The 816-nt window shown below is 46.6% G+C and carries 2 protein-coding genes; both read left to right on the top strand.

What is annotated here, in order from left to right; all coding sequences use genetic code 11:
* The coding region (gene hisG, locus V7659_RS10205) for an ATP phosphoribosyltransferase (protein ID WP_335539861.1) at nucleotides 1–620 on the top strand (620 nt) is incomplete at its 5' end.
* The coding region (locus V7659_RS10200; protein ID WP_335539859.1) for a histidinol dehydrogenase at nucleotides 617–816 on the top strand (200 nt) is incomplete at its 3' end. The genes hisG and V7659_RS10200, both read left to right, overlap by 4 nt.

Genomic DNA, 816 nt, shown 5'->3' with positions numbered 1-816 from the left:
CAAAGGGACGGATATTTGAAGAAGCAGCAGGGCTATTAAGACAGGCTGGATATCAGCTGCCGGAGGAATTCGAAGATTCAAGAAAATTAATCATTGATGTACCGGAAGAAAATCTCCGCTTTATTTTAGCGAAGCCAATGGATGTGACGACATATGTAGAGCACGGTGTAGCGGATGTGGGCATTGCAGGCAAAGACGTCATGCTTGAAGAAGCACGGGATGTGTACGAAGTGCTCGATTTAAACATTAGCAAATGTCATTTAGCTGTAGCGGGCTTGCCGGGAGCCAGCTGGGGCGGTGTCGCACCGCGTGTGGCCACAAAGTACCCAAATGTCGCTTCTTCTTATTTTAGAGAACAAGGTGAGCAGGTGGAGATCATTAAGCTAAATGGTTCCATTGAATTAGCACCGCTCATCGGACTTGCCGATCGAATTGTTGACATTGTCTCCACCGGTCAAACACTTAAGGAAAATGGACTTGTCGAAACGGAACATATTTGTGACATTACGTCACGTTTTATTGTCAATCCTGTGAGCTATCGAATGAAGGATGCGGTAATCGATGAAATGGCGCAGCGTCTGGCAAGAATCATCGAAGGAGAAGGGGAGCAAACATCATGAACATCACCTACATACAAGAAGGTGAGACAGACACTCTCTCACTCAAGCGTTCTCTAGATACAGGAACGGAAGAGCAGCGACTGGCTGTTCAGCGGATTATCGAAGAAGTGAGAAAAAATGGTGACGAAGCGGTACGGTCTTTCACGAAGCAATTTGACGGTGTCTCTATTGAACAACCACTTGTGACGGAGGAGGA

The organism is Neobacillus drentensis (assembly GCF_036966985.1).
GTDB classification, from domain to species: domain Bacteria; phylum Bacillota; class Bacilli; order Bacillales; family Cytobacillaceae; genus Neobacillus; species Neobacillus drentensis_E.
The sequence above is the reverse complement of the archived record's forward strand: the minus strand, read 5'-3'. Positions and strand labels throughout refer to the sequence as shown.